At 72.0% G+C, this 20,326-nt stretch carries 18 protein-coding genes; 7 read left to right on the top strand and 11 right to left on the bottom strand.

Translation table 11 applies throughout. The annotated features are described in order from the left end of the window. Positions 1 to 21 precede the first annotated feature (21 nt). Positions 22 to 1,224: a 2-C-methyl-D-erythritol 4-phosphate cytidylyltransferase gene (gene ispD / locus ASF40_RS12585; RefSeq protein ID WP_056369492.1), complete on the bottom strand. Its 1,203-nt coding sequence runs from the start codon at positions 1,222 to 1,224 to the stop codon at positions 22 to 24. A 106-nt stretch (positions 1,225 to 1,330) separates the two neighbouring features. Next, a complete protein-coding gene (locus tag ASF40_RS12580) occupies positions 1,331 to 1,813 on the bottom strand; it encodes a CarD family transcriptional regulator (RefSeq protein ID WP_045298114.1) in 483 nt (160 codons plus the stop codon). 145 nt (positions 1,814 to 1,958) lie between these two features. On the opposite strand from ASF40_RS12580, the gene ASF40_RS12575 reads away from it, so the two are divergent. After that, positions 1,959 to 2,426 carry a DNA modification methylase gene (locus tag ASF40_RS12575; protein WP_157549650.1) on the top strand — a complete coding sequence of 156 codons (468 nt, stop codon included), beginning with the start codon at positions 1,959 to 1,961 and terminating at the stop codon, positions 2,424 to 2,426. A 63-nt stretch (positions 2,427 to 2,489) separates the two neighbouring features. On the opposite strand, the gene ASF40_RS12570 is transcribed toward ASF40_RS12575, so the two are convergent. Further along, positions 2,490 to 3,173: a response regulator transcription factor gene (locus tag ASF40_RS12570; protein WP_056369486.1), complete on the bottom strand. Its 684-nt coding sequence runs from the start codon at positions 3,171 to 3,173 to the stop codon at positions 2,490 to 2,492. Beyond that, a complete protein-coding gene (locus ASF40_RS12565; protein WP_235560221.1) occupies positions 3,170 to 4,642 on the bottom strand; it encodes a sensor histidine kinase in 1,473 nt (490 codons plus the stop codon). Before ASF40_RS12565 ends, ASF40_RS12570 begins: the two co-directional genes overlap by 4 nt. 165 nt (positions 4,643 to 4,807) lie before the next feature. On the opposite strand from ASF40_RS12565, the gene phoU reads away from it, so the two are divergent. Then, entirely contained in the window at positions 4,808 to 5,488 is a 681-nt protein-coding gene (gene phoU / locus ASF40_RS12560; RefSeq protein ID WP_045298109.1) for a phosphate signaling complex protein PhoU, read from the top strand. Between the two features lie 105 nt (positions 5,489 to 5,593). Here phoU and ASF40_RS12555 read toward each other — a convergent pair whose 3' ends face one another. Further along, positions 5,594 to 6,343: a phosphoglyceromutase gene (locus ASF40_RS12555; protein ID WP_056369484.1), complete on the bottom strand. Its 750-nt coding sequence runs from the start codon at positions 6,341 to 6,343 to the stop codon at positions 5,594 to 5,596. A 70-nt stretch (positions 6,344 to 6,413) separates the two neighbouring features. Here ASF40_RS12555 and ASF40_RS12550 point away from each other — a divergent pair, with 70 nt between their 5' ends. Next, complete coding sequence (locus tag ASF40_RS12550; RefSeq protein WP_056369483.1) at positions 6,414 to 7,232, top strand: class I SAM-dependent methyltransferase; 819 nt, start codon at positions 6,414 to 6,416, stop codon at positions 7,230 to 7,232. Between the two features lie 18 nt (positions 7,233 to 7,250). Here the strand turns inward: ASF40_RS12550 and ASF40_RS12545 are convergent, their stop codons facing one another. From ASF40_RS12545 to ASF40_RS12530, 4 genes are all read right to left on the bottom strand, one after another. Further along, positions 7,251 to 8,363: an FUSC family protein gene (locus ASF40_RS12545; RefSeq protein ID WP_200919487.1), complete on the bottom strand. Its 1,113-nt coding sequence runs from the start codon at positions 8,361 to 8,363 to the stop codon at positions 7,251 to 7,253. A gap of 11 nt (positions 8,364 to 8,374) precedes the next feature. Then, on the bottom strand, positions 8,375 to 9,481 hold the full coding sequence (gene ygfZ, locus ASF40_RS12540; protein WP_056369481.1) for a CAF17-like 4Fe-4S cluster assembly/insertion protein YgfZ: 1,107 nt from the start codon (positions 9,479 to 9,481) through the stop codon (positions 8,375 to 8,377). Further along, complete coding sequence (locus ASF40_RS12535) at positions 9,481 to 10,083, bottom strand: FABP family protein (protein WP_056369480.1); 603 nt, start codon at positions 10,081 to 10,083, stop codon at positions 9,481 to 9,483. The genes ygfZ and ASF40_RS12535 overlap by 1 nt, the downstream gene beginning before the upstream one ends. A 135-nt stretch (positions 10,084 to 10,218) precedes the next feature. Further along, entirely contained in the window at positions 10,219 to 10,509 is a 291-nt protein-coding gene (locus ASF40_RS12530; protein ID WP_082497064.1) for a hypothetical protein, read from the bottom strand. A gap of 151 nt (positions 10,510 to 10,660) precedes the next feature. On the opposite strand from ASF40_RS12530, the gene ASF40_RS12525 reads away from it, so the two are divergent. From ASF40_RS12525 to ASF40_RS12510, 4 genes are all read left to right on the top strand, one after another. Beyond that, a complete protein-coding gene (locus tag ASF40_RS12525) occupies positions 10,661 to 11,359 on the top strand; it encodes a response regulator transcription factor (RefSeq protein WP_045298087.1) in 699 nt (232 codons plus the stop codon). Between the two features lie 76 nt (positions 11,360 to 11,435). Beyond that, a complete protein-coding gene (locus ASF40_RS12520; protein WP_056369478.1) occupies positions 11,436 to 13,598 on the top strand; it encodes an RNA degradosome polyphosphate kinase in 2,163 nt (720 codons plus the stop codon). Further along, positions 13,595 to 14,533, top strand: coding sequence for an NUDIX hydrolase (locus tag ASF40_RS12515; protein ID WP_056369476.1), 939 nt, complete (start codon positions 13,595 to 13,597; stop codon positions 14,531 to 14,533). Before ASF40_RS12520 ends, ASF40_RS12515 begins: the two co-directional genes overlap by 4 nt. Then, positions 14,533 to 15,075 carry a hypothetical protein gene (locus ASF40_RS12510; RefSeq protein ID WP_056369475.1) on the top strand — a complete coding sequence of 181 codons (543 nt, stop codon included), beginning with the start codon at positions 14,533 to 14,535 and terminating at the stop codon, positions 15,073 to 15,075. The genes ASF40_RS12515 and ASF40_RS12510 overlap by 1 nt, the downstream gene beginning before the upstream one ends. Here ASF40_RS12510 and ASF40_RS12505 read toward each other — a convergent pair. Together ASF40_RS12505 and ASF40_RS12500 are read right to left on the bottom strand one after the other, a co-directional pair. After that, positions 15,050 to 16,384 (bottom strand): M1 family metallopeptidase, encoded by a 1,335-nt coding sequence (locus tag ASF40_RS12505; RefSeq protein ID WP_056369944.1) that lies wholly within the window; start codon positions 16,382 to 16,384, stop codon positions 15,050 to 15,052. The two genes, ASF40_RS12510 and ASF40_RS12505, sit on opposite strands and share 26 nt — an antisense overlap. Then, positions 16,381 to 20,325: a Pls/PosA family non-ribosomal peptide synthetase gene (locus tag ASF40_RS12500; protein ID WP_056369473.1), complete on the bottom strand. Its 3,945-nt coding sequence runs from the start codon at positions 20,323 to 20,325 to the stop codon at positions 16,381 to 16,383. The genes ASF40_RS12505 and ASF40_RS12500 overlap by 4 nt, the downstream gene beginning before the upstream one ends. Between the last annotated feature and the right edge of the window lies 1 nt (position 20,326).

Here is a 20,326-nt window from a genome sequence, read left to right as displayed (position 1 = left end):
CGCCCGGCGACCGCGGAGCGATCAGGCCGGGACGACGAGGGCGACGGCGAACGCGGAGACCCCCTCGCCCTGCCCGGTGAACCCGAGACCGTCGGTCGTCGTCGCAGAGACCGACACGGGCGCGCCGCCGAGTGCGGCCGACAGGGCGCGCTCGGCCTCGGCGCGGCGTGCGGAGAATCGCGGCCGGTTCGCCTGCACCTGCACCGAGATGTTGCCGACGCGCCAGCCCGCTTCCCCGAGGAGCGCAACGGTGCGCGTCAGGAACGCGCCCGCGTGCGCGCCGGCGTACTCGGGATGATCGGTGCCGAAGTGCGTGCCGATGTCACCGAGGCCCGCGGCCGCCAGCAGGGCGTCGACGATCGCGTGCGCGACGGCGTCGCCGTCGGAGTGCCCTGACAGCGGCGCTTCACCCGGCCACTCGAGTCCCGCGAGCCACAGCGTCCCCTCGCCGCCGAACGCGTGCACATCCGTGCCGACGCCGACGCGCGGAAGCGCCGGCGCACCGCCGAGGTGTGCCGCGGCGTGCGGTGCGGGCCCGGCGATCAGGTGGCGCGCGCGATCGAGGTCCGCCGCGGTGGTGATCTTGAAGGCGAGCGGATGCCCCGGCACGGCCGCGACGGCATGCCCGGCCTCGGCGACCAGGGCGGCGTCGTCGGTGAACTCCGTCGTGGCGGCGTCGTATGCCGCGTCGAGCACGTCTCGCCGGAAGGCCTGCGGCGTCTGCGCCGCGGCGAGCTCGGCGCGGTCGACCGCGGCGACGATCTCGTCACCCGCGACGCGCTTGATCGTGTCGATGACCGGGAGCACGGGGATCGCGCCGACCGCGCCGCCGTCGATCGCGGTGATGACGCGCTCGAAGACCTCGGCCGGGGTGAGGGCGCGTGCCGCGTCGTGGACCAGCACGACCTCGACGTCGGCCCACAGGGCTGCGAGACCGGCGGCCACGGAGGCCTGGCGGGTGTCGCCGCCCGCGACCACCGACGCCAGCTCTCGCCGGTCCCCCGCGGTGGCCAGTGCCTCGCTCAGCGCGTCGCCCTCGCGCCCGGCGGGGGCGACGATCACGACCTGCGCGAGCGGGGCGGCGAACACGCCCTCGAGGGCGTGACGCAGGATGCTGCTCCCGTCGATGCCGACGAACGCTTTCGGCGCTCCGGCGCCCAGTCGGGTGCCGGATCCGGCGGCCACGACGATGACGCCGACGCGCGGCACGGGAGTGATGCTCACCCGTTCACGCTATCGCGATCGGCGGGCGGCGCCGTGCGCGTCCGGCCGGCCGGAATCGGGTGCGCACAGCAGAACGGCGCCCCATCGGGGCGCCGTTCCAGGAGTCTCAGCTCGCGAGGACCTCGTCGAGGAGAACGCTCGCCTTCTCCTCGTCGGTCTTCTCCGCCAGGGCCAGCTCGGAGATCAGAATCTGCTTCGCCTTGGCGAGCATGCGCTTCTCTCCGGCCGACAGGCCGCGGTCCTGATCGCGGCGCCAGAGGTCTCGCACGACCTCGCTGACCTTGATGACATCACCGGAGGCGAGCTTCTCGAGGTTCGCCTTGTAGCGGCGCGACCAGTTGGTCGGCTCCTCCGTGAACGGAGCGCGCAACACCTCGAAGACCTTGTCGAGGCCCTCCTTGCCGATGACGTCTCGGACGCCGACAAGGTCGACGTTCTCTGCGGGGACTTCGATGATGAGATCACCCTGCGTGACGTTGAGCTTCAGGTACTTCTTCGTCTCGCCCTTGATGATCCGGTCTTTGACCTCGATGATCGTAGCCGCCCCGTGGTGGGGGTAGACGACCGTCTCGCCAACCTCAAAAAGCATGGAGTTATGTCCTTTCGGCAACCTCCAGGATACCACAGGCGAAATACGCTAAGGTTCTCCGCCCTCCGGCCGAGGCGGTGCTCCGCGCGGTGCATCGCGAGCCCCTAGAATGCTGGAGAACCGTCAGCCGTCTTATGGAGGATCCGTGAACCGCCGCCTCATCGCGTCGCTGGCCATCGGGGGCGCACTCGTCCTCACGACGACCGGGTGCAGCATGATCTCGCCGCAGGCGACCACGATCCCGTATTCCGCGGCGGAGGGCACGAACGTCCACGAGGCCGGTCCCGTCGAGGTGCGCAACGCCCAGATCGTCGCCAATGAGGACGGGTCCGAGGGCAACTTCGTCGCCGCGCTGATCAACCAGACCGAGGACTCGCAGACCCTCAACATCGAGTTCGGCGAGGGCGGCCCGACGCTCACCGTGCGGGTGCCCGCGAACACGACCGTGAGCCTCGGCTCCGAGGAGGACGAGCCTCTGCTCGTCGAGGACCTCGACGCCCTTCCCGGCACCGACATCACCACGTTCTTCCAGTCCGGCGACTCCGAGGGCGCGCTCGTCTCGGTGCCCGTGCTGGACGGGACTCTCGACTACCTCGCACCGCTCGCTCCCTGAGCGACGCTCGCGCAGACGAAAGAGGGCGCCCCACCCGGGGCGCCCTCTTTCGTCTGCGGTTCCTCAGCCCTCGAAGCGGTAGCCGAGGCCGCGCACGGTCACCAGCATCTCCGGCGAGCCGGGGTTCTTCTCGATGCGGGAGCGGATCCGCTTGATGTGCACATCGAGGGTCTTCGTGTCGCCGAAGTAGTCGCTTCCCCACACGCGGTCGATGAGCTGGCCCCGCGTGAGCACGCGGCCCGCGTTGCGCATGAGCACCTCGAGCAGCTCGAATTCCTTGAGCGGCATGTTGATCTCGCCACCCTCGACGGCGACGGTGTGACGGTCGATGTCGAGCACGACGCGACCGCCTTCGAGCACGCGGTCCTCGAGGTCGGCGTCGATCTGCGAGAACCGTCGCAGCACGGCGCGCATACGGGCGAGCAGCTCGCGGGCGGAGTACGGCTTGGTGACGTAGTCGTCGGCGCCGAGCTCGAGGCCCACCACGATGTCGACCTCGGAGTCCTTGGCGGTCAGCATGATGATCGGCACGGCCGAGTTGACCCGGATCTGGCGGCACACCTCGGTGCCCGGCATTCCGGGCAGCATGAGGTCGAGGAGCACGATGTCGGCGCCGCGCTCGCGGAACGCGGTCAGCGCGGTCGGGCCGTCTTCGGCGATCTCGACCTCGTAGCCTTCGCGACGAAGGAGGTAGGCGAGCGGGTCGGCGAGGTCTGGCTCGTCCTCGACGATCAGGACGCGGGTCATGCGGGGTCTCCATTCGCGACGGATGCGGGATTGTGACCGCCGGCAGGACCGACGGGAGTCTGGGGCGCAGCGGACGTGGCCGCGCGGGCAGGTGCCGCAGGCTTGGCCGCGCGGGCGGAAGCGGCCCGCTTCACCGCGGGCGCGGCCGGAGCGCTCTTCGCGACCGGAGCGCTCTTCGCGACCGGAGCGCTCTTCGCGGCCGGAGCGGCGGCAGGCGCTGCCGCGACGGCGGCAGGCGCGACCTCCGCGTCGACTGACGCAGCCTCGGCGGCGGTCACCTCAGCGGCGGGCCGCTTCTTCTTGCGCCCGCGCTTGGGCACCGGTTCGAGGTCGGGCGCGTCGATCTGGGGCAGGCGGATCGTGAATGTGGATCCACGACCCGGGCGCGACCACAGGCGCACCTCGCCGCCGTGCCGCTGCACCGCGTGCTTGACGATGGAGAGGCCGAGCCCACTGCCGCCGGTGCGGCGGGCGCGCGCGGGATCGGACCGGTAGAAGCGCTCGAAGACGCGGTCCTGCTCGCCCTCGGCGATGCCGATGCCGCGGTCCGTCACGGCGATCTCGACGACGCGGTCGGCGGCCTTGATCCCGACGCCGACGCTCGAGCCCCGCGGCGAATACGCGATGGCGTTGGCGATGAGGTTGCCGACCGCCTCGCTCAGCACCTGTGCATCGCCATGCACGTAGAGACCGCGCGCGCCGCCGCGCATCACCTCGACGCCGGCGGAGTCCGCCTGGATCGCGTGCGCGTCGAGGGCCGACGCCACGACCTCGTCGATCGAGACGTCCTGCTGCGGCAGCTCGTCCGCAGCCTGCAGCCGGGACAGGTTCATGATGCGCGAGGTCAGCAGCGCCAGCCGGTTGGCCTCCGCCTGCAGCCGCGTCGCGAAGATCCGCACCTGCGGCGGATCGTCTGCCGCCGACTCGATCGCCTCGGCGAGCAGGCTCACCGCGCCGACGGGTGTCTTGAGCTCGTGGCTCGTGTTCGCCACGAAGTCGCGACGCATCTCCTCGACGCGTTCGCGCTCTGAGATGTCGCGCAGCACGAGGAGGGTGAGCCGGGGCGAGATGCGCGACGCGCGCACGGCCACGAGGCGAGGCTCGGCCGGCGGGGCACCACGGCGCAGCCGCATCGTCTCCGTCGCGCTCGCCTCGGTGACCTCGGCGTCGGTGGTCCGCACGCGGCGCGCGAGGGTCCGCAGCTCGTCGGTGGGGAGCGTGCCGCCTTCGAGCAGCTCGAACGCCGCGGCCGGAGCGGACGCGGCCAGCACGGTGAACGACGCGTCCACCACGACGGCGGCATCGTCCATGCCATGAAGGACGCCGCGCACGCCGTCCGGGATCTCGATCGAACCCTCGGCATGCGCGCGGTCACGCGCCCGCATCGACGCGACGACGACGGCGGAGATCGAACCGCCGATGATGATCCCCGCGAGGAGGGCGAGCAGCGCGAGCTGCGTCGTGTCCATGCCTCCAGCGTAGGGGCACGTCGCGCGGGACAATGGACCGTGCCGGGGAGCCGGGCCCCCGCGCCCGGTACTGTTCACCACGGGGGCACCGTCCGTTAACCTTCGCTGACGACAATCGGCCGGGGCGCGGGCGAAAGCTCCCCCATCCATGAAAGGTGCGTCGGAATGCGCGAAGTCTTCCACCAGTCCCTCGAGGACGTGCAGGGGCGTCTCGTCGAGATCGCCGAGCTCGTCACGATCGCCATCGACAAGGCGACGCGGGCGTTCGGAACGAGCGACGTCGCGCTCGCGGAGGAGGTCATCGAGGCCGACGCGGTCATCGACGAGAAGGCCGTCGAGCTCGACGAGCTCGCCATCGAGATCCTCGCCCGCCAGCAGCCGGTCGCCCGCGACCTGCGCATCGTCGTCAGCGCGCTGCGCATGAGCGCGTCGCTCGAGCGCATGGGCGACATCGCCGAGCACATCGCCCAGCTCACCCGCATGCGCTTCCCCGAGCGGGCCATCCCCAAGGGCCTCAAGTCCACGTTCCTCAAGATGGGCGAACTCGACGTCGAGGCGGCACGCCAGCTCACCGAGCTGCTGCGCACGCAGGACGGCGACCTCATCGACGAGATCCGCAACGCCGACGACAAGCTCGACGAGCTGCACGTCTCGGTGTTCGAGAAGGTGCTGAGCGACAGCTGGCAGGGCGATCCGTCCGCCACCGTCGATGCCACACTGGCCAGCCGCTACCACGAGCGCTTCGGCGACCACGCGGTCTCGGTCGCGAAGAAGGTCGCCTACCTGTCGACCGGGGACTGGACGTCGAGCACCGACACGATCGACGTCGTCGCCCCGTCCCTCTAGAGCCCGTCACGCGGCCTGCAGCTGGGGGGCTGCCGCTGCGAAGGCGAAGAAAAGGAAGAGCGGATGCCTCGTGGGGAGGCATCCGCTCTTCCGTCGTTTCTGAGATCAGGCCTTGCCCTGGTTCGCGACTGCGGCAGCGCCGGCAGCCGCGGCCTCGGGGTCGAGGTACTCGCCCGGTCCGAGGGGCTCGAGGTTCTCGTCGAGGCGGTACACCAGCGGGATGCCCGTGGGGATGTTGAGCTCGGCGATGTCGGCGTCGCTGATGCCGTCGAGGTGCTTCACGAGGCCGCGCAGGGAGTTGCCGTGCGCCGTCACGAGCACCGTCTTGCCGGCCTTGAGGTCGGGAACGATGTCGCTGTGCCAGTACGGCAGCATGCGGTCGATCACGATCTTGAGCGACTCGGTGTCGGGCACCTCGCCGTCGATGCCCACGTAGCGCGGGTCGCCCACCTGGCTGTACTGGTCGTCGGCGGCCAGAGGCGGCGGCGGGACGTCGAAGGAGCGGCGCCACAGCATGAACTGGTCGTTGCCGAACTCTTCGAGGGTCTGCGCCTTGTCCTTGCCCTGCAGAGCGCCGTAGTGGCGCTCGTTGAGGCGCCACGAGCGCTTGACGGGGATCCAGAGGCGGTCTGCCGCGTCGAGGGCGATGTCGGCGGTCTGGATGGCGCGGCTGAGCACGGAGGTGTGCAGCACGTCGGGAAGGATGCCGGACTCGGCGAGCAGCTCGCCGCCGCGCTGGGCTTCGGCCTTGCCCTGGTCGGTGAGGCGGACGTCGACCCAGCCCGTGAACTGGTTGGTCTTGTTCCACTCGCTCTGGCCGTGTCGGAGGAGGATCAGCGTGTAGGGCGCGGTCATGCGCCCCATGATATCCGCGCCGCGTGCCGCCTCCCGCTGCTGTGACGGGTGCGGCTGGCATCATGGAGGCATGGCGCGGGGACCGGTCGGGCAGATCACGCGCGGCACCACCGGCACCAATCGGCTGCGACGCGTGGACCGCTGGATCGCGCGTCATCCCGCGCTGCGCCGCGCCGCCGATCCGCTCGTGGTCGACCTGGGTTACGGCGCGAGCGGCGTGACGGCGCTGGAGCTGTACGCGCGCCTCGTCGCTGCCCGGGCGGACGTCGAGGTCCTGGGACTGGAGATCGACCCCGCGCGCGTCGCGCGGGCGCGCGCCCAGCTCGAGCAGGTGCGCGCGGGCGGCACGTCGTTCGCCCCCGACGCGCACGTGTCCTTCGGGCGCGGCGGCTTCGAGGTGCCCGTCCCCGGCGGACGACGCCCGGCCGTCGTGCGGGCGTTCAACGTGCTGCGGCAGTACGACGAGTCGGAGGTCGCGGCAGCGTGGGCGACGATGTGCGCGCGCCTCGCGCGGGACGGACTCCTCGTCGAGGGCACGTGCGACGAGATCGGCCGCATCGCGACCTGGGTCGCGCTCGGCCCCGACGCCGTGCCGCGCACGCTGACGGTGTCGCTGCGGCTGGCCGGGCTGCAGCATCCGTCCATCGCCGCGGAGCGGCTCCCGAAGGCCCTCATCCACCGCAACGTCCCCGGCGAGCCCGTGCACGCGTTCCTCGCGGCCCTCGACGCGGAGTGGGAGCGCGCGGCGAGCGTGTCCCCCTTCGGCCCGGTGCACCGCTGGCGCACGGCGCTGTCGGCGCTGGTCGACGGCGGCTGGCCGGTCCTCGAGCGGTCGCGGTGGCGCCTCGGCGAGGTCACCGTGCCGTGGGATGCCGTGGCCCCGCGCTGAGCCGCGCCGCGCGGTCCGTCACACGCGGGGCAGCACCGCACGCGCCTCGGTGGAGGACATGCCGGTCGCGGTGAGGAGGTCGACCGCGAACGGCCGCATCGCGGTGATGAGGTTCTGCTCGCCCTGCGAACCGTCGGGGAGGATCTGCGCCGGGTCGAGGCGCACGGCGACCGCGCGCACCGCCTCACGTGCTGCCGGCTGCAGCGCGATGTCGTCGAGGCTCTCGCCCACCAGCTCCGCGGCGCGCATGAGCTCGGCGAGCACCTCGGCGGGCACCGGACGTCGCCGACCGTCATCGCAGAGGTACACCGCCCGCCGGGCGACGACCCGGAGGTTGCGGGTGGCGAAGTCCATCGCCTGCAGCACCGCGTGGTGCCGGCGCAGCTCGGCCCGCTGCGGGCGCAGCCACGGTGAGAACCCGGCGACGGCGAGTCCGGAATCCAGCGAGGCGCGCCACTCGTCGATGCGCGGGGCGATCGCCCGCGCCTTCTCGAGGCCGCGGGCGGCCCGGAGCGCATCGCCCCGCCGCAGCGCCTGCACGATGGTACGCGCCGCGGCGTCCGCGGCCGCGAAGACCGCGTGCCCGTCGCGCGCCTCCTCCCTGCGGGGATTGCGCGGGATGAGCGCGGTCACGGCCAGGGCGGCGACGCCGCCCACCGCGCCGTCGATGAGCCGGGAGAACGGCTCCGTCGCCGGCAGGGACATCACGATGCACGCCTGGACGCCCGCCATGATCGCGAACGGCGGATAGGGCGAGAGGAAGCGGGCGACCAGCAGCGTCACCCCGAGGGCGAGCGCGAGCTGCCACCAGCCGGGTCCGACGAGCACGACGAAACCCTCCGCGACGAGGATGCCGACGAGCATCCCGACCACCGTCTCGAGCACGCGCCGCGGGCGGGCGTCGCGCACCAGGCCGAGACTGGTGATGGTGACCGTCGCGGCGAGCAGCGGCGCCGGATGCCCCACGACGTAGTGCGCGAAGGCCCACGCCGCGGCCGCGGCGACCGTGATCTGCACGATGGCCAGCGCCGACCCGCGCACGCGCGACAGCTGCGGGCGCAGATCGAGCCGGGCGCGCCAGCCCGTGGGGACCACCTGGGTGATCGCGGCGGTCTCGCCGTCGCCGCTCACCGCCGGGTCCCTTACTGGGCCGCCGCGCGGCGCGACAGCCGGGTGATCCGAGGCACGTTCGCCGTGGCGCCGGCGTCCGGCGGAACCACCACTTCCTGCGCCGCGGCGACCGGGCCGTCGGCGGTGTCCACCGTCAGCGGGGCGTCGACGGGCGTGGTGCGCCGCACGACCGCGAGCGCGATCGGCCCCTCCTCGTAGTGCAGCGCCGCGGACGTCACGATGCCGACGGCGTCGTCGCCGAGCCGCACGGCCGCGCCGTGCTCGGGCAGCACGCTGCCAGAGCCGTCCAGCTGCAGCGCGACGAGACGCCGCGGCGGGTGCCCGAGGTTGTGCACCTTGGCGATGGTCTCCTGCCCGCGGTAGCAGCCCTTGTCGAGGTGCACCGCGGTGCGCAGCCAGTCCAGCTCGTGCGGCAGGGCGCGCTCGTCGACGTCCGTCGTCCAGCGCGGTCGCCATGCCGCGACGCGCAGCGCATCGACCGCGGTCAGGCCTGCGAGCTCGACCTCGCCACGGGCCGCGGCATCCGCGATCCGCGTCTCCTCGTCGCGGGTCACGATCGCCTCGGCCCAATCGCGATCGGCGCCGGGGTGCGGCTCGACCGGCGCGTAGGCGTGACCGCCCGGCGTGACCGACGGCCACGGGTCGCGCCACACGAGGGGCACCCCTGCCGGGGTCGCCGGCGAGATGCGCTCGAGCGCGGCGGCGGTGCCGCCGATCACGGCGTACTCGTCGTCGGCGATGCGCGGGTCGACGCGCAGCCGGAACCGCATCTTGCGGAGCCAGTCGTACAGTCCCTCGACGTCGGCGCGATCCGCGATGAGCCAGGTGGTCTCTCCGTCGTCGACGACGGATGCCGCGTGCTCGACGTGTCCTTGCGGGTCGAGGATCAAGAGCTCGGTGCCCACGCCGGGGGCGAGTCGGGTCAGCGCCTGCGACGACAGCGAGTCGAGCCAGGTCAAGCGGTCCTCACCGGGGACGGCGATGACGGCGCGGTCGGCGCGGGGCGCGAGCGCGGCTCCGGCGGCGAGCCGACGCTGCTCGACGAGCGGGCTGCCGACGTGCTGCAGCCCGGTGTCGTCGACGACGGCGCCGGGAACAGCGGAGAACGGGCCGGTCATCACTCTGCCCGCGCGAGTCGTGCCGACGCGTGCGCGCCGAGCTCGAAGCCGAGGGCGGCGATGTCCCACGCCCACAGCAGGTGGCCGTCGACGAGCCCGTACATGCGGGTCGCGGCCGCGTACGACTTCGCGCCGGCGGGCCGCACGACGGCGTCGGTCGCGATGTCGATGCGCGGACCCTTGATCTGGCCGAGGTAGAGCTCGCTCACGCCGTCGGCGTGCACGAGGGCCGCCTCGAGGTCGAACCCGCCGTCGGCGTTGCGCAGCCGCTCGATGTCGTCGGCGGTGCGGACGACCGGCGCAGCGAGCGCGGGAAGGAGGCCAGGGCCGGCGTCGGCGTCGGTCGCCGTGAGTGCGAGACGCCAGTAGCCGAGCTCTGCCACGAGGCGCGTGCGCTTCTCGGGGTCTTGCGCATCATGCAGCCATGCGTCGGCGGAGTAGTTGAGATAGTCGCCGCCGTCGTGGCTGAAGCTCACGCGGTGCGTGAACTCGCCGGTGTAGGCGTGGTCACCGTAGTCGATGACGCCGGTGCCCTCCCACACTCCGATGAGCCACGACAGCGGGACGAGTTCCGCCGGAAGGTCGGTCGGGATGTCGAGCACGACCGGACCCGTCAGCGCTGGCCGCGGTAGAGGTTCTTGACGACGACGGCGGAGACGAAGACGATCGCCAGAGACGCCAGACCGAGCAGGCCCACGAAGAACAGTTCGAGCGCGACGGTATCCATACGAGGGAGTCTAGCCGGGAACGAGAGCGGCAAGTCCGAACCCCAGGCTGATGACGCCCATCACGAGGGCGGCGCCGAGGACGCTCGCCGCGACGCGCTCGGTGAACCCCTGGGACCGGCCCGACCAGAGCTGGATCGCGAACCCCGCGATGAGGCATCCGCCCATTCCGACGCCCAGCCACGCCGCACGCCAGTCCGGCGTGGCGAAGATGCCGACGACGATCGCGATCACGGCCGCGAGCACCCACACGGCGACGATGCCGCCGAATGTGCGACGAGGGGCGAGTTCAGGCACGGCCACGCGTCCCATCATCGCGCAACAATCCACGCGGCGCACGCGCTGCGGCTCGGGTGATGGGCATGTCCACGGAGGACATGCGGGCCGAATGCTCCTCCCCCACGCCCTACACTGGGGTTCGCGGCGCACCCCCCTGCGCCGGGAAGGCGATCCATTGGCACAGCTCCTGGTTCTCAGTTCCACACACGGAGGCGGCCCCGTCCTGCCCTCGCTCGAACTGCTGAGCCACCGCGTGCGCCTGATCCCCGCTGAGCCCGCCCAGCTCGTCAACGCGCCCAGCGCCGACATCATCTTCGTCGACGCCCGCGTCGACCTCGTCGGCGCCAAGTCGCTGTGCAAGATCCTCAACACGACGGGCCTGGACGCCCCTCTCCTGCTGATCGTGACCGAAGGCGGTCTGACCGCCGTCTCCCCCGACTGGGGCGTCGACGACGTCATCCTCTTCACCGCAGGTCCCGCCGAGGTGGACGCCCGCATCCGCCTCGCCGTCGGCCGTCAGTCGGCCGAGCAGGTCTCGACGCGCATCCAGACCTCGGGGATCACGATCGACGAGTCGTCGTACTCGGCCAAGGTGCACGGTCGTCCGCTCGACCTCACGTACAAGGAGTTCCAGCTCCTCCACTTCTTCGCGACGCACCCCTCGCGCGTCTTCACCCGCGAGCAGCTGCTGAGCGAGGTGTGGGGCTACGACTACTTCGGCGGCACCCGCACGGTCGACGTGCACGTGCGACGTCTGCGCGCCAAGCTCGGCGACATGGAGCAGCTGATCGGGACCGTGCGCAACGTGGGCTACCGGTTCAACGTCTACGAGGACGAGCCCGAACCCGCCCCCCGCGAGCGCACAGACGCCTGACCGGGCGGCGCGAACCTGTCCACGGGCCCGGGACTTCGTTCACACTCTCGTCACGTCACCCTGCAATGATGAAGGGATGATCGAACCCGAGGTGCTCGACGCCGGCCTGGGCGATGCGGACGACGACGACTTCGACCTTTCGGAGGTCTTCGACTCGCAGCTTCCCGACCACCGCTACCTGGATCGCGAGCTGAGCTGGCTCGCGTTCAACCAGCGCGTGCTGGAGCTCGCGGAGGATCCCCACCTGCCGACGCTGGAGCGGGCGAACTTCCTGGCGATCTTCGCCAGCAACCTCGACGAGTTCTTCATGGTGCGCGTGGCCGGCCTCAAGCGGCGCATCGTCACGGGCCTCGCCCTCCCCACGAACGTGGGGCGTTCCCCCGCGGACGTGCTCGCCGACATCTCGGCCGAGGCGCACCGGCTGCAGCTGCGCCACGCCGAGGCATGGACGTCCCTCGTGAAGCCCGCGATGGCGGACGCCGGGCTCGAGGTCGTCTCGTACGAGTCGCTCGACCGGTCCGAGCGCGAGGCCCTCTACGACTACTTCCAGGCGCAGGTGTTCCCGGTCCTCATGCCGCTCGCGGTCGACCCGGCCCACCCGTTCCCGTACATCTCGGGGCTGTCGCTCAACCTCGCGATCCGGATCCGCAGCGCCCGCACCGGGCGTCAGGAGTTCGCGCGCCTCAAGGTGCCGCCGATGCTCCCGCGCTTCGTGGAGCTGCCGCCCGTCGAAGGCGCCGTGCGCTACCTGCCGCTCGAGGACCTCATCTCGAGCCACCTCGACGACCTCTTCCCCGGGATGGAGGTGCTCGACCACCACGCCTTCCGCCTCACGCGCAACGAGGACGTCGTGATCGAGGAGGACGAGACCGAGAACCTCATCCAGGCGCTCGAGGCCGAGCTGCTGCGCCGCCGCTTCGGCCCGCCGATCCGCCTCGAGATCACCGACGACATGGACGACGTGACGCTCGACCTCCTCCTCAAGGAGCTCGACATCACCGAGCAGGAGGTCTACCGCCTCCCCGGTCCGCTGGATCTGCGCGGCCTGTTCGACCTGCGCATAGACCGTCCCGACCTGCGCTTCAAGCCCCATCTGCCGACGACCGCGCTGGCGTTCCAGCCGGGCGACAACAACGAGCGACCCGACATCTTCGCCTCGATCCGCAAGGGCGACGTGCTCGTGCACCACCCCTACGAGTCGTTCGCGACGAGCGTGCAGGCGTTCCTCGAGCAGGCGGCGAAGGACCCGCACGTGCTCGCGATCAAGCAGACCCTGTACCGGACGTCGGGCGACAGCCCCATCGTCGAGGCGCTGATCGACGCCGCCGAGGCCGGCAAGCAGGTGCTCGCACTCGTCGAGATCAAGGCCCGCTTCGACGAGGCGAACAACATCGTGTGGGCGCGCAAGCTCGAGAAGGCCGGTGTCCACGTCGTCTACGGGCTGGTCGGCCTCAAGACCCACTGCAAGCTCGCTCTCGTCATCCGCGAGGAGAACGGGGTGCTGCGCAGCTACAGCCACGTCGGCACGGGCAACTACAACCCCAAGACGAGCCGCATCTACGAGGACTTCGGCCTCTTCACCGCCGACGACCAGGTCGGTCGCGATCTCACGCGTCTGTTCAACGAGCTGAGCGGCTACGCGATCGAGAAGAAGTTCAAACGCCTGCTCGTCGCACCGCTGCACCTGCGCAAGGGCCTCCTGCGGCTCATCGACAAGGAGCGGCGCAACGCGCTGGCCGGCAAGCCCGCCGGCATCCGCATCAAGGTCAACTCGATGGTCGACGAGCAGATCATCGACTCCCTCTACCGGGCGAGCCAGGCCGGCGTGAAGGTGGAGGTCTGCGTCCGCGGCATCTGCTCGCTGAAGCCGGGCGTCGCAGGGATGAGCGAGAACATCACGGTGCGCTCGATCCTCGGCCGCTACCTGGAGCACTCGCGCATCTTCGTCTTCCACAACGACGGCGACCCCATCGTGTACATCGGCAGCGCCGACATGATGCACCGCAACCTCGACCGCCGAGTCGAGGCGCTCGTCCGCGTGTCGGCGCCGGCGCACGTCAAGGAGATCAACGACCTCTTCACGCTCTCGATGAGCGATACGACGAGCTCGTGGCACCTCGGTCCCGACGGCGAGTGGGTGCGGCACAACCAGAGCGAGGAGGGAAAGCCGCTCCTCGATCTCCAGGACCGGACCATGACCAACGTGCAGCGCCGCCGGCGTGCACGCGCGGTGCGATGACCGAGACGGCCGTCTACGCGGCCGGAGGCGTCGTCTGGCGTGTCGTCGACGACAAGCTCCGGGTGCTCCTGATCCACCGCACGAAGTACCGCGACGTCACGCTGCCCAAGGGCAAGGTCGACCCCGGCGAGATGCTCGCCGAGACCGCGGTGCGCGAGATCCACGAAGAGACCGGCATCCGTGTCGCCCTCGGCGTGCCCGTCGGTGTGTCGCGCTACCGGCTGCCGAGCAAGCGCACCAAGATCGTCCATTACTGGGCGGCCGAGGCGACGGATGCCGCGATCCGCGCGTCCGCCTTCGTCCCGAACAAAGAGATCGCGGCGATCGAATGGGTCTCGCCGAAGAAGGCGCTGAAGCGGCTCAGCTACCCCGTCGACGCCGAGATCATGGAGCATTTCCTGCGGCTCGTCGACGAGCGCGTGCTGCGCACGTTCCCGATCGTCGCCCTCCGGCACGCCAAGGCGCTCGGGCGCGAGGAATGGGACGGGAAGGATGCCGCGCGGCCGCTCGCTGCCCGCGGCCGCAAGCAGGCGGCCTCGATCGTAGGTCCCCTGGTCGCGTTCGGCGTTCGCAGGATCGTGTCGAGCCCCGCTGCCCGATGCGTCAAGACCGTCGCACCGCTCTCGGCGGCCATCGGGCGTGAGATCGACACCACCAAGCTGATCAGCCAGGACGCCTGGGAGGACGGCAAGTCCGACGCCCGCACGGTGATCGGCGAGCGCGTGCGCTCGCGCAAGCCCGCCGTGCTGTGCAGTCACGGGCCGGTGCTCCCCGACATCCTCAGCGAGCTCGCCCTCGCGACCGGCACCCTCCGGGGGTCGTACCTCGGCAGCGCCTCGGCCCTCGAGCCCGCCGCGTTCTCCGTCGTGCACCTGTCGGTCGAGAACCCGGGCTCCGGCATCGTGACGATCGAGACACACGAGCCGAAGGTGTGATGGCGCCCGCGAGGTCGATCGTCGACATCGCGTGGGTCGAGGTGCCGCCCGGTGAGCCACGGCGCGAGCACGCGTGGCGACTGTTGCGGGCGATGCTGCCCGCCGGCGCCGAACTGAGCAATCCGTGCCCCCGCTGCGGCGGACCGCACGGCCCGGTGGCCGTCTCGCACGCCCCGTTCCTGGCAGGGGTCACGTACGCGGGCGGGTATGCGATCGCGGCCGTGGCTGCGGCACGAGATGCTGCGGCCCTCGGCATCGACGCCGAGCCTGAGCACGACGCGCGCCGCGACGCGGCCGGCATGTCCGGCGTGCTCGGCGACGGCGAGGCGAGCGCGCGGGAGTGGATCCGCGTCGAGGCCGCGCTGAAGGCCGACGGCCGGGGACTCCGCGTGGAGCCCTCGACGGTTGTCGTGGCCCAGGCCGCGGACGGCTGGACGGCGACCGTCCCCGACGGAGCGGCCTACACGGGATGGGACACGGCCGGGCCGCCGGGCATCCTCGTGAGCGTCGCGATCCTCAGTCCCGGGAGCCCGGGAGTCTGAGCCACCGTCGCACCGCGGGTGCCGGCGGGCGGGGCGGCAGCGGCGGGAGGGGCGCGGAGTCGAGCCATGCGGCGAGGAGCTCGGCCGCCGCCGGGCCCGCGATGCGGGCGACGCAGTCGCGGAACGCCTCGGTGGTGGCGAGCGCGTGCCGGTGCTCGCGCACCCATGTGTGCAGCAGGTCGGCGAACACCTCCGCCCCGACCGTGCGGCGCAGCGCCTCCAGCGTGAGCGCGCCGCGCTTGTAGACGCGGTCGTCGAACATGAGCGCGGGGCCGGGGTCCGAGATGACGAGGTCCTGCGGCAGCGCCCGGAGACGCGCGTGGTGCCGGTCGGCGAGCGTCGCGATGTCGTCGCCACCGGAGGCCTCCGACCACAGCCACTCGGCGTAGCACGCGAATCCCTCGTTGAGCCAGATGTCGCGCCACCGCTCGACGCCCACGCTGTTGCCGAACCACTGGTGGGCGATCTCGTGGGGCACCAGGCGTGCGGCCTCGGGTTCGAAGTGGTTCGCGCCGAACACGACGAGTCCCTGCGCCTCGAGCGGGATCTCGAGGGGGTCTGCGGTGACGACGACCGTGCAGCCTTCCTGCGGGTACGGCCCGAACGCCTCCTCGAAGCAGTCGAGGATGCGCGGCACGTCGGAGAACCATCGCCGGGCGGCGGTGACGAGCGGAGCCGGCGCCATCAGCCGCACGGGTCCGATCGCGCTCTCGCGGTACGGGCCGATGTGGACGGCCGCAAGGTAGGTCGCCGTCGGCACCTCCGACACGAACTCCCAGCGGGTGAGCCCGCCGATGCGGACCGGCGGCTGCGGGACCCCGGTCGCCGCGACCGTGTACTCCGGATCGGTCGCGATCGCCATGCGGAACTTCGCACGGTCGTCGGGGCGGTCGTTGCAGGGGAACCAGGTCGGCGCGCCGACCGGCTGCGACGCGACCAGCACGCCGTCCTCCAGCTCCTCCCACCCGATCGTGCCCCACCGCGAGCGCCGGGGCCGCGGCGCACCGGCGTAGCGCACCTCGATGGAGAACTCCTCGCCCACCTCCAGCGCTTGGGGCGGCGTGATGCGCAGGCCCGCAGCATCCTGAGTGAACTTCGTCCGTGCGTCGCCGTCCACCCGCACCCGCGACGCACGCAGGCCGATCAGATCGAGCCGCACCGAGCGGGTCCGCTGGGTCGCGACCGCGTTGATGAGCGCGGTGCCCTCGAGGCGGTTCGTGTGGACGCGATAACGCAGGTCGAGGTCGTACGAGACGACGTCGAACGACGCGTCGCCGCTCTGCGGCGTGTACGGATCGGGGCCGGTCACGACGTCGACTGGTACGCGCGCACCTTGACCGCGCGCCACGGTCCGATCGGGTTGCCGCTCCAGCGGGAGCCGACGGGCACGCTCTCGCCGCGCATCACGAGCGACGCGGGGCCGACGGTCGCGTGGGCCCCGATCGAGGCGGCCGGAAGGATCACACTGTGCGGTCCGAGCGTCGCACCGGGTTCGAGTTCGACGGTGTCCATGCTCATGATTCGATCATGGAACAGGTGCGTCTGCACGACGCACCCGCGGTTCACCGTGGATGCCTCCCCCAGCGTCACGAGGTCGGGCTCGGGCAGCCAGTAGCTCTCGCACCACACGCCGCGCCCGATGCGGGCGCCGAGGCTGCGCAGCCACACGGCGAGCGCGGGCGTGCCGGCGGCGGCGCGCGCGAACCACGGCGCGGCGAGCATCTCGGTGAAGGTGTCCGACACCTCGGTGCGCCACACGAAGCTCGACCACAGCGGCTGCTCCCCCGCGCGGATGGGGCCGACGAACAGCCACTTCGCCGCGGTCGAGATGCCTGCGGCGACCGCGCCCGCGCCGAGGAGCACGAAGCCCGACAGCAGGAGCGTGATCCAGGGGCCGACGGTGTCGACGAGCGCGGCGAGCGCGAACAGCACGAGCAGGCCGAGGCCGCACGTGACGACGACGGGGATGAACCGGCAGATCTCCCACAGCGACCTCGCGACCCGCAGCGAGGCCGGAGGGTTGTAGGTGCGGCTCGCGTCGCTCTCGTTCGGCTGGCGGCGCAGGCGCGTCGCGGGCGAGCCGAGCCACGACGAGCCGGCCTTCGCCTTCACGGGCGCCGCCGACAGCACGGCGACGAGGCCGTCCTTGGGCACCGTGTGGCCGGGCGAGGCCATGCCGGAGTTGCCGAGGAACGCACGCTTGCCGATGCGCACCTCACCGAGCCGCAGCCATCCGCCGCGCATCTCGTAGGACGCGACCATCGTGTCGTCGGCGAGGAACGCACCGTCTTCGATGCGGGTCATCGCCGGGATGAGGAGGACGGTGGATGCCTCGACGTCGTGTCCGACCCGCGCCCCGAGCAGGCGCAGCCAGACCGGGGTGAACAGGCTCGAGTAGAGCGGGAAGAGGACCGTCCGCGCGGAGTCGAGCAGGCGCTCGGTGGTCCAGGCCTGCCACCCGACGCGGCTGCGCACGGCGTGCGTGCCCTCATGGAGCCCGATCGAGGCGAGGCGGACGCCCAGCACGACAGCGCCGGCATAGACGACCCCTGTCACGAGCACCGCGGGCACGAGCCACACGAGCGCCGCGCCGAGGGCGCTGCCGAGGTCGGGAGCGCCGCGCATGCCCAACGCGAGGACCACCGCCCCGACGGCGAAGCTCACGATGGGGAGGAGCCCCAAGGCCACGGCCGACACCGCGTACGCCCACAGCCACCGTCGCGCGGCCCGAGGACGCTCGGTGGGCCAGCCTTCGCTCGTGCCGCCGACGCGCACGGCCGGGGAGCCGGCCCAGGACTGGTTCGCGCGCACGCGGCCGAAGACGGCGGATCCCGGCGCGATCTCGGCGTGCTGGCCGATCCGCGTGCCGGGCGCGAGGGTGCTGCGCGTGCCCACGGTCGCGTCGGCGCCGATGCGCACCTCGCCGATGCGCACGAGGTCGCCGTCGATCCAGTAGCCGCTGAGGTCGACCTCCGGCTCGATCGAGGCGCGATCGCCGACCTTCAGCGTCCCGGTGATCGGCGGCAGCGTGTGCATGTCGACGTCCGTGCCGATGCGGGCGCCGAGGGCGCGCGCGTAGTACGAGACCCAGGGCGCGCCGGCCAGCCCCACGGCGTCGACCTGATCCGAGATCTGCTCGGCGAGCCACAGTCTCAGGTGCACCGAGCCGCCGCGCGGATAGTCCCCGGGACGCAGTCCCGCCAGGAGAAGGCGAGCGGATGCTGCGGCGATCGCCATGCGGCCGAACGGCGTGGCGAAGAGCACGAGGCCGATGATGAGCAGCCACCACGGCGCCGCGGGCAGCGCCTCGAATCCGGGGAACAGCTGGAGGATCGCCCCGGCCGTCAGCAGGTAGAGGAGCCAGCGGACACCCGAGAGGATGAACAGCGGCGCGCCGAGGAGCGACTGCACCCACTGCGTGGCACGGGGCGTGGGCTCCGGCATCCGGAAATCCCCCGCCTCTTCTCGCAAGAGGAACGGCTGCAGCGCCTTGGCCATCGCCCCGAGGCGCGGCACGTCGTAGATGTCGGCGACCGAGAAGTCGGGGACACGCCCACGGATCCGGGAGACCAGCTGCGCCGCGGCGAGCGAGCCGCCGCCGAGGTCGAAGAAGTCGGCCTTGCGATCCGGGACCGCAAGGCCCAGCACCGCCTGCCACTGGTCGGCGAGCCATGCCTCGTCAGGGCTCAGGTCGGCGCGGGGGACGTCGAGGTCGGGCAGCGGCCAGGGCAGGGCGGCGCGGTCGACCTTGCCGGAGGTGCGCACCGGCAGGTCGGGCACGACGGCGAGCAGCGGCATGACGCCGGCGGCGAGGCGCTCGGCGAGGTGGCCGCGCGCAGCGGCGCGGTCGAGCTCGCCGTCGACGACGAGGTATCCCACGAGCACCGGGACGCCCGCGTCGCTCGTGCGCACGGCTGCGCTCGCGGCCGTCACCCCCGGAAGCTCCTGCAGCGCGTTCTCGACCTCGCCGAGCTCGATGCGCCGGCCGCCGACCTTGACCTGGTCGTCGGCACGACCCTGGAAGAGGAGGCCCTCCGGCTCGTAGCGCACGAGGTCGCCCGAGCGGTACGCCCGCTCCCACCCGAGCGTCGGCATGGGTGCGTACTTCTCGAGGTCCTTGACCGGGTCGAGGTACCGGGCGAGCCCCACTCCGCCGATGATGAGCTCGCCCACGCCACCCGGCTCGACCTGACGGTCGTCACCGTCGACGACGGCCAGCGCCCAGCCGTCGAGCGGGAGACCGATGCGCACCGGGCCTTCTCCGTCGAGGAGCGCCGCGCACGCGACCACGGTGGCCTCGGTCGGGCCGTACGTGTTCCAGACTTCGCGGCCGTCGGCGACGAGCCGCGCGACGAGCTCCGGCGGGCAGGCCTCGCCGCCGAAGATGAGCAGGCGCACGTTCTCGATCGCGTCGGCCGGCCACATCGCGGCGAGCGTCGGCACGGTCGAGACCACCGTGATCGCCTGCCGGATGAGCCAGGGCGCCAGGTCCTCGCCCGAGCGCACCAGCGAGCGCGGCGCGGGCACGAGGCACGCGCCGTGGCGCCACGCGAGCCACATCTCCTCGCACGAGGCGTCGAAGGCGACGGAGAGCCCAGCCAGGACGCGGTCGCCCGGGCCGAGCGGCGCGTCCTGGAGGAAGAGACGCGCCTCGGCGTCGACGAACGCGGCGGCGGAGCGGTGGGAGACCGCGACCCCCTTCGGCACCCCCGTCGACCCCGAGGTGAAGATGATCCAGGCGTCGTCGTCGATCGTCGGCGGCGGCACCGTGACGATCGCGTGCGTGCTCGGATGCGGCGCGGCGCCCCCGAACAGGGCGGCGGGCTCCTCGCCGGCCGCGCCGGCAGGCACGTAGGCGCCGCCCTCGCCGATTACGCCGTGGACGTGCGCCTCCCCGAACACGAGCCGGGCCCGCTCGTCGGAGTCGTCGGCATCCACCGGGACGTAGGCCGCTCCGGCGGCGATCACGCCGAGGATCGAGATGTACAGCTCCTTGGAGCCGGAGGGCAGCCGCACCCCGACCCGGTCGCCGCGGCGGACGCCCGCCTCATGCAGCAGCGCGGCGGTGCGAGCCACCCGCGCCATGAGCTCGCGATAACTGAGCGCTCCCGAGCCGTCGTCGAGAGCGGAGGCCTCCGGCGTGCGCTGCACGGTGGCGCGGAGGATGTCGAGCAGCGTGCGCGGCTCCGGTGCCGCGTCGATGCGATCCAGCGGTGCCGGCACGGCCGGGGGCGAATCGATCGAGCTCACG

Origin of the sequence: Microbacterium sp. Leaf288 (genome assembly GCF_001422925.1) — a bacterium.
Taxonomy (GTDB): Bacteria; Actinomycetota; Actinomycetes; order Actinomycetales; family Microbacteriaceae; genus Microbacterium.
This window is presented reverse-complemented; position numbering and strand designations above follow the sequence as displayed.

What these genes read in the sequence shown, in the direction of transcription:
- phoU (WP_045298109.1), top strand. Translation starts at nt 4,808, where the DNA reads ATGCGCGAAGTCTTCCACCAGTCCCTCGAGGACGTGCAGGGGCGTCTC.
- ygfZ (WP_056369481.1), bottom strand. Translation starts at nt 9,481, where the DNA reads ATGACCGGCCCGTTCTCCGCTGTTCCCGGCGCCGTCGTCGACGACACC.
- ASF40_RS12570 (WP_056369486.1), bottom strand. Translation starts at nt 3,173, where the DNA reads ATGACCCGCGTCCTGATCGTCGAGGACGAGCCAGACCTCGCCGACCCG.
- ASF40_RS12565 (WP_235560221.1), bottom strand. Translation starts at nt 4,642, where the DNA reads ATGGACACGACGCAGCTCGCGCTGCTCGCCCTCCTCGCGGGGATCATC.
- ASF40_RS12580 (WP_045298114.1), bottom strand. Translation starts at nt 1,813, where the DNA reads ATGCTTTTTGAGGTTGGCGAGACGGTCGTCTACCCCCACCACGGGGCG.
- ASF40_RS12550 (WP_056369483.1), top strand. Translation starts at nt 6,414, where the DNA reads ATGGCGCGGGGACCGGTCGGGCAGATCACGCGCGGCACCACCGGCACC.
- ASF40_RS12520 (WP_056369478.1), top strand. Translation starts at nt 11,436, where the DNA reads ATGATCGAACCCGAGGTGCTCGACGCCGGCCTGGGCGATGCGGACGAC.
- ASF40_RS12515 (WP_056369476.1), top strand. Translation starts at nt 13,595, where the DNA reads ATGACCGAGACGGCCGTCTACGCGGCCGGAGGCGTCGTCTGGCGTGTC.
- ASF40_RS12555 (WP_056369484.1), bottom strand. Translation starts at nt 6,343, where the DNA reads ATGACCGCGCCCTACACGCTGATCCTCCTCCGACACGGCCAGAGCGAG.
- ASF40_RS12510 (WP_056369475.1), top strand. Translation starts at nt 14,533, where the DNA reads ATGGCGCCCGCGAGGTCGATCGTCGACATCGCGTGGGTCGAGGTGCCG.